Source organism: uncultured Campylobacter sp., assembly GCF_938018145.1.
In the GTDB taxonomy this organism is placed as follows: Bacteria; Campylobacterota; Campylobacteria; order Campylobacterales; family Campylobacteraceae; genus Campylobacter_A.
Genome location: NZ_CALIII010000189.1, coordinates 1 through 5,460 on the forward strand (window position 1 = coordinate 1; position 5,460 = coordinate 5,460).

At 47.1% G+C, this 5,460-nt stretch carries 5 protein-coding genes; all 5 read right to left on the reverse strand.

What is annotated here, in order from left to right; all coding sequences use genetic code 11:
• Positions 1-1,629: cytochrome c biogenesis protein ResB (locus Q0338_RS04380; protein ID WP_298085692.1), on the reverse strand; the 1,629-nt coding region annotated here is incomplete at its 3' end.
• Between the two features lie 19 nt (positions 1,630-1,648).
• The gene (nrfD, locus tag Q0338_RS04385; RefSeq protein WP_298085693.1) at positions 1,649-2,620 is read right to left on the reverse strand and encodes an NrfD/PsrC family molybdoenzyme membrane anchor subunit; all 972 of its coding nucleotides are present in this window, start codon (positions 2,618-2,620) and stop codon (positions 1,649-1,651) included.
• Position 2,621: 1 nt separating this feature from the next.
• On the reverse strand, positions 2,622-3,305 hold the full coding sequence (locus Q0338_RS04390; RefSeq protein WP_298085694.1) for a 4Fe-4S dicluster domain-containing protein: 684 nt from the start codon (positions 3,303-3,305) through the stop codon (positions 2,622-2,624).
• Positions 3,306-3,341: 36 nt separating this feature from the next.
• The gene (locus Q0338_RS04395; RefSeq protein WP_298085695.1) at positions 3,342-4,154 is read right to left on the reverse strand and encodes an FKBP-type peptidyl-prolyl cis-trans isomerase N-terminal domain-containing protein; all 813 of its coding nucleotides are present in this window, start codon (positions 4,152-4,154) and stop codon (positions 3,342-3,344) included.
• Between the two features lie 53 nt (positions 4,155-4,207).
• Positions 4,208-5,460: cytochrome c3 family protein (locus Q0338_RS04400; RefSeq protein WP_366119646.1), on the reverse strand; the 1,253-nt coding region annotated here is incomplete at its 5' end.

The window sequence follows — 5,460 nt, forward strand, 5'->3', positions numbered from 1 at the left end:
GAGATAGTCGTTTAGTATGTTTTTTGCGTCCAGAGCGACTCGTTCGTCGCTAAAGGCGTCGTTTGGCGAGAGCCACGTGTGTTGCGGGTCGTTTGCTACCGGGATAAATTTAAAAAACGTGCCCTTAAACGTGAGATATGCGATGTTTAGCCGCTCGTCAAATTTGATGAGGTCGTTATCTAGCGTGCCTCGTTTGGAGAGCGGTTTTTCGTTCGCGGCTTCGACCTGTGCGGCCAGTCTATACTCGCCGTTTGTATCAAACGCATCCCTAAAACTCGCGTAATCTCCGCTCAAATTTAGCATTTTTTTGATCTCGTCGTTTTTTATCTTTACGATTTTGATATCTTGCCACAGCGCGGGGTTTAGATTCATCCCAAGCACGATTTGTTCGGCGCTTAGGCCATAAAGCGAATCTGTGCCCGAGATTTTATTTACGATTTCGCCCGCTTCGGTGCTAAGCGGCTTTATCCTGCCCGCGTAGTCTTGCACGAGAAGCTTTGCAAATTCGCCGTTAGCGTGAGCGGCGGTGTTTGCGGCGAAAGTTTTTAAAATCTCGCTCTCGTTTTGCTCGGCCGCGTTTGCGTTAAAATTTAAAAAACCAAGCGCTATAAATGCCGCAACGAGAGAAAAGCGGCTGTTTTTGATGAAATTTATGAGCTTTAAAAATCGGCTGTTTTTAGTAAAAAAGTTGCCGATGACGCCGACGCAAAGCAAGAAATATCCGATGTAGGTCGGGATTTTGCCCGGATCGCGGTTGACCTCTAGCACCGTGCCTTGCTCGTCCGCGTCATAGGAGGACTGAAATAGCTTAAAACCTTGCAAATTTAGCGGATGATTCATGTAAATTTTATACTTTGCCAAAATTTCTCCCGAATCAGATAGCGCCTCTACGTCGCTAGAGTATGAGGACGGGCTTTGCGAGCCGGGGTAGCGCTCAAGCTCAAATTTAATAAGCTTTATCGAAAACGGCAAGCTAACTAGCTTTGAGCCCCAGGTTAGCATTATCTCCTCACCGTCAAAATTTAGCATACTAGGCTCGCCCAGCCAGCCTACGCCGCCGTGGATTTTGGCTGTTTGTTCGCGCTGCCCTTCAAAGCCCGCTTTTACTACGAGAGTACCTCGCTCGCCTTTGGGTGCAGGTTTATAGGAGTCAAATTTGACGGTGAAGTTTTTGGAATTTATACTTTGCGTGAAGCTAAAATTATTATCGCCGATTTGGGTTAAATTTAGCGGATACTCGAAAAATGCGTCTTTGGTTCGGATCTGCAGATACGGCTTTACGCTCACCATCTCGTTTCCGCTCTCGCCGGCTCTTACGTGCAGTACGCCCTCGGCGCCCAGATAGCGCGTCAAAGCCGCGCCGATAAAGATAACGATAAATGCCGCGTGAAGTACGAAGGAGCCAAATCGGCGCCACATTTTGGTTTTAATTATAATGCCGAGCAGGCTCAGCGTCGCAGCGCCCATGACGCACTCGTACCAGCGCGCCTCGTAGACTAAAATTTTAGCCGTTTGCGTATCGTAAATGCTCTCTAAAAAGGTTGCGACGCCGGCGCCTGCGGCTAGGATAAAGAGGAGGCAGAGCGCAAATTTGTAAGAAGTGAAAAATCTAAATAAATTTACGCCCAAAATCGCCTCTCCGAGTTTTTTACATTATTATATCGTAAGTTTGCCCTGCGTATAGTATAAACATTCTAAGAAGTAATACTCCGACCACGCTAGCAAGCGCGCTGACGTAGAACGCAAACGCGGTGTGAGCGATCTTTTTGCCAAGCGCGAAATTTAAAACTAGCGGTACGCAAAAGCCTACGCCCACGACGCCTAGCCAAAATAGCTGAGCGTAAACGCCCTCGCTGAAGGCTACGCTGGCGGCTTTTTGTACGTCGCTGCCCGAGATGAGCGAAACGAAAATCATGCCGATTAGTAAAATTTCCATCGCTAAAACCGGCCACTCGACCGCGTGTAAGGTTTTTAGATCGCCGCCGTGCGGGTCTGCTTTAAAGAAAAGCGCGGCTATCAGGCTTGAGCCCGCGATACCTGCCGATAAGCCAGACGCCACGAAAAGCGCAGGTAAAACGGCGGTATTAAGGATAGGAAATCTAACTAAAACCGAGATCAAAAAGCCCGTATAGGCGCAGATCGCGACCGCAAAAACAAGCGTAAGCGCAAGAAGTAGCGGACGAAGAGCGTTTAAAATTTTCATTACGAGCGTGAAAAGCCCTTTTAAAAAAGTAAGTCTGCGTGATAAAAATCCGCTAAGATCAGCTTCAAACGCATAAAGGCAGGCTACGAAGCTAAGCGGGATATAGACGCAAAGCGCCGCCACGCCCACGGACATAACCGAGGTGAAGTTGTAATTAATCAAAATTTTCCAAAAAAGAAGCGGTCGCTCAAGGTCGGCTACTAGACAAACCATACCGAGTAAAATCGTAACTAAAGATAGCAGCGACGCAGCCTTAAATAGCGGCGTGCTTTCGGTCTGTTTTTTGTAAAATTTGACGAGGATCGCGACGATCAAAGCGCCGCCGCTCATACCCGCTAGCAAAAGATAAACCGCGATCGGCCAGCCCCACTCAACGCCGTGCGAGAAGGTCGCAGTGAAATTTATAGCTCCGTTCATATCACACCCCCAATTTAACCGCAGGAATATAGCGCAGGCTCGGCTTCGTGCCGCACTCAGGATGCATTCGCAGGCTGTCTTTTACGCGAAGCAGCTTGCTGATGTGCGAGTTTTCGTCGTTTAGATCGCCAAATACGATCGCCTCGTATCTGCACGCCTCGATGCAGGCGGGCTCGTGACCGTCTTTTAAATTCGTATCCAAGCAGAAGTTGCAGCTCTCTGCGGCTCTTGTTTCGTGGTTTATGAAGCGCACGTCGTAAGGACAGGCTACGATGCAGTATTTACAGGCGATGCAGTCGTCGGTGTTCATCGTCGTGATGCCGGTTTTTTCATCCTTGTGACAGGCTTTCGTCGGGCAAACGGTCACGCACGGCGCGTCCTCGCACTGCTGGCAGGAAACCCTGACGTAGCGCTTTTCTTTCAAATTTAGCGGATCGGTTTTATCCTGGATAAAAAGCCTCATTTGGCCTTTTGGGACCAAATTTACCTTTTGACAGGCGACCTCGCAGTCGGTACAGCCGACGCATTTGTTCTGATCGAAGATCATGCCGTAGTGCGGCTTTTTGCCGTTTTCCGTAGGGGCGTCTAAATTTATACTCTTGCCCAGTACGCTAGTCGCTCCCGCAACTGCCGCGCCCGAAGCAAGGAATTTAAAAAACGTCCTTCTTGTATTTTGCTCTTTCATATTCTTCTCCATCCGTATGGATTAAATATCCTAAATTTATCTACCAACGCTACTTCCGTGGCTATGCGCGCCATGGAAATTTCGCGGCTGAGTTTCGCTTAGTTTTTTGGCTGCGCCGGCTAGCTCGCCAGGTTTTAGCGCCTTTACTAACTCGACTTCAAAAATCAGCGTCGAGCCGCCCGGTATCTCGTCTGCGCCCTCGTCTCCGTAAGCTAGGTGAGACGGGATGACGAATTTATATTTTGAGTTACCGTTCATCATCATGAGGCCCTCTTGTAGGCCGTCTATTAAATTTACCATAGAAAGGATCGCAGGCTCGTTTCTAGAGTACGTGTCGTCAAAAACTTTGCCGTTTATGAGGTAGGCTTTGTAGTTTAGCGCTACGACGCTCTCAGGCCTTGGCTTATCGCCGTCTCCTAGCGCCAAAACTTCGTACTGAAGCCCTGATTTAGTCGTTTTGACCTTTTTGTTTTTGGCGTTTTTCGCCATAAATTCTTCGCCCTCTTTTAAATTTTTTTCAAGCGCTTTTTTTAGCGCGTCTTGGGTTAGCTTATTTAATTTTTCGTCCCTTTGATTGAGCAGGGAGATTATTTCTTCGTCTGTTAGTTTTTGTTCTTTTTTAAAGGCGTCGGCAAAGCCGTCTAAAAGAGCCTTGCTGTCAAATTTAACGCCTAGGCTTTCTTGTTTTTTTAGTTGTGCGGAGATATAGGTTCCGGTTGAAATTCCGATACTGTATGATTCTTTTTGCTCTTGCGTCATCGCCTCTTTATCCGCCGCGCTAGCGCACAAGACGCAACCGGCCGTTAGGCAAAGAGCTAAAATCGGGTTTTTGCTAAGTTTAAAACGCATAAATTTACCTTATTAAATTTGGACGCCGCGCTTTTGCGGCGTCCGTAATCGCATCATAAATTGTTGTTTATGATTCTTTGGGCTTCTTTGATGTACTCTTTAGAAGCGTCGAGTCTTTGTTTTGTATATTTAAAGCCGTGCATACCCCATGAGCCGTCTTTTTGTAGCAAGTCGACTGTGTCTTGCGCTTTTTCGATTAGCTCATAAACTCTTGTCTTATCGCTAGGGCTTAGTTTCTTAGTTTCTAAGATAGCATAAAGTCCCTCGATACCGATTTTGACTTGAGAGAAGTCGTTTTTAACAGGGGTTTGCCATCCCATTACTTCGTCGTAAACCTGTTTTTGGTTCTTGAAGTGTAGGGTAGGTTTTAGCTCAGATAGCACCGGGCTGTGGCAGCCTTTAGTATCTTGCATATCTTTATCCGCCCAAGACGTTCTAGCGCACGCCCACATTAGGTCAACGAAGTTATGTCCGTTTTTATCTCTTTGGAAGTGCCAATCTTTAGCGTCTCTTGGTCCTTTAGCAGCGTCGCCCGCAACTAGAGATTTTCTAGCAGGATCTACGTCGATTTTCCAGATGTGAGATCTTCTTTGAGTATCAAATCCGGCGTTATCTTGGAACTGGATAGCGTAGAAGTTCTCGCAGCTCATCATGAACGGCATGTGGCAAGATGCGCAAGTGTTATCTTTGTGCGTATCGGCTCTAGAAGCGATATATGCTTGCTCTTTGTGGCAATCTTGACAATCTTTTCTGATTTTTGGTTTAGTGTAAAGCGCGCTTAGGTAGCCTTGCTCTGAGTTATAGTTTACGCCTTTGATAGTCTTGTCGCCTACGACCAGACCTGTGTTATCGTGAGGATCGTGGCAAGTGGTGCAGCGCATACCTTTATCGTAGTGAGCGGTAAAGTATGATTGTGAACCCTCAGATCCGCATCCTGGTCCCATTGATTTAAATTTAGAGCTTAGAGATAGGTCAAGCTTGCCTTGGTTTAGAGGATTGGCTCTAGCTAGGTCTGGGCTGTAGTTAAATCTTTGGTGACAGCGTTCGCAGTTTGATGTTCTAAAGTTTGTAGCTCCGTCAAGGTGACCGCCGGCTCCGTGACACTCCTCACAGCTTACGCCTTTAGAGATAGTGTGTTTTTGAAGCTCTTTAGCATTACCAAGAGCCGCATAGAACTCTTTCTTAGTTTTAAAGTCAAATTTGAACGGGTGGCAAACTTCGCAGTAAGAGCCGTTTGCTTGGAAGAACATTGACTTTTTGTATTTAGCGGCGTATGAGGCTAGACCTCTGACGTATCCGCCGTTAT

Bases quoted from the DNA above. Each gene is read 5' to 3' on its own strand.
- nrfD (WP_298085693.1), bottom strand. From the start codon at position 2,620: ATGAACGGAGCTATAAATTTCACTGCGACCTTCTCGCACGGCGTTGAG.
- Q0338_RS04390 (WP_298085694.1), bottom strand. From the start codon at position 3,305: ATGAAAGAGCAAAATACAAGAAGGACGTTTTTTAAATTCCTTGCTTCG.
- Q0338_RS04395 (WP_298085695.1), bottom strand. From the start codon at position 4,154: ATGCGTTTTAAACTTAGCAAAAACCCGATTTTAGCTCTTTGCCTAACG.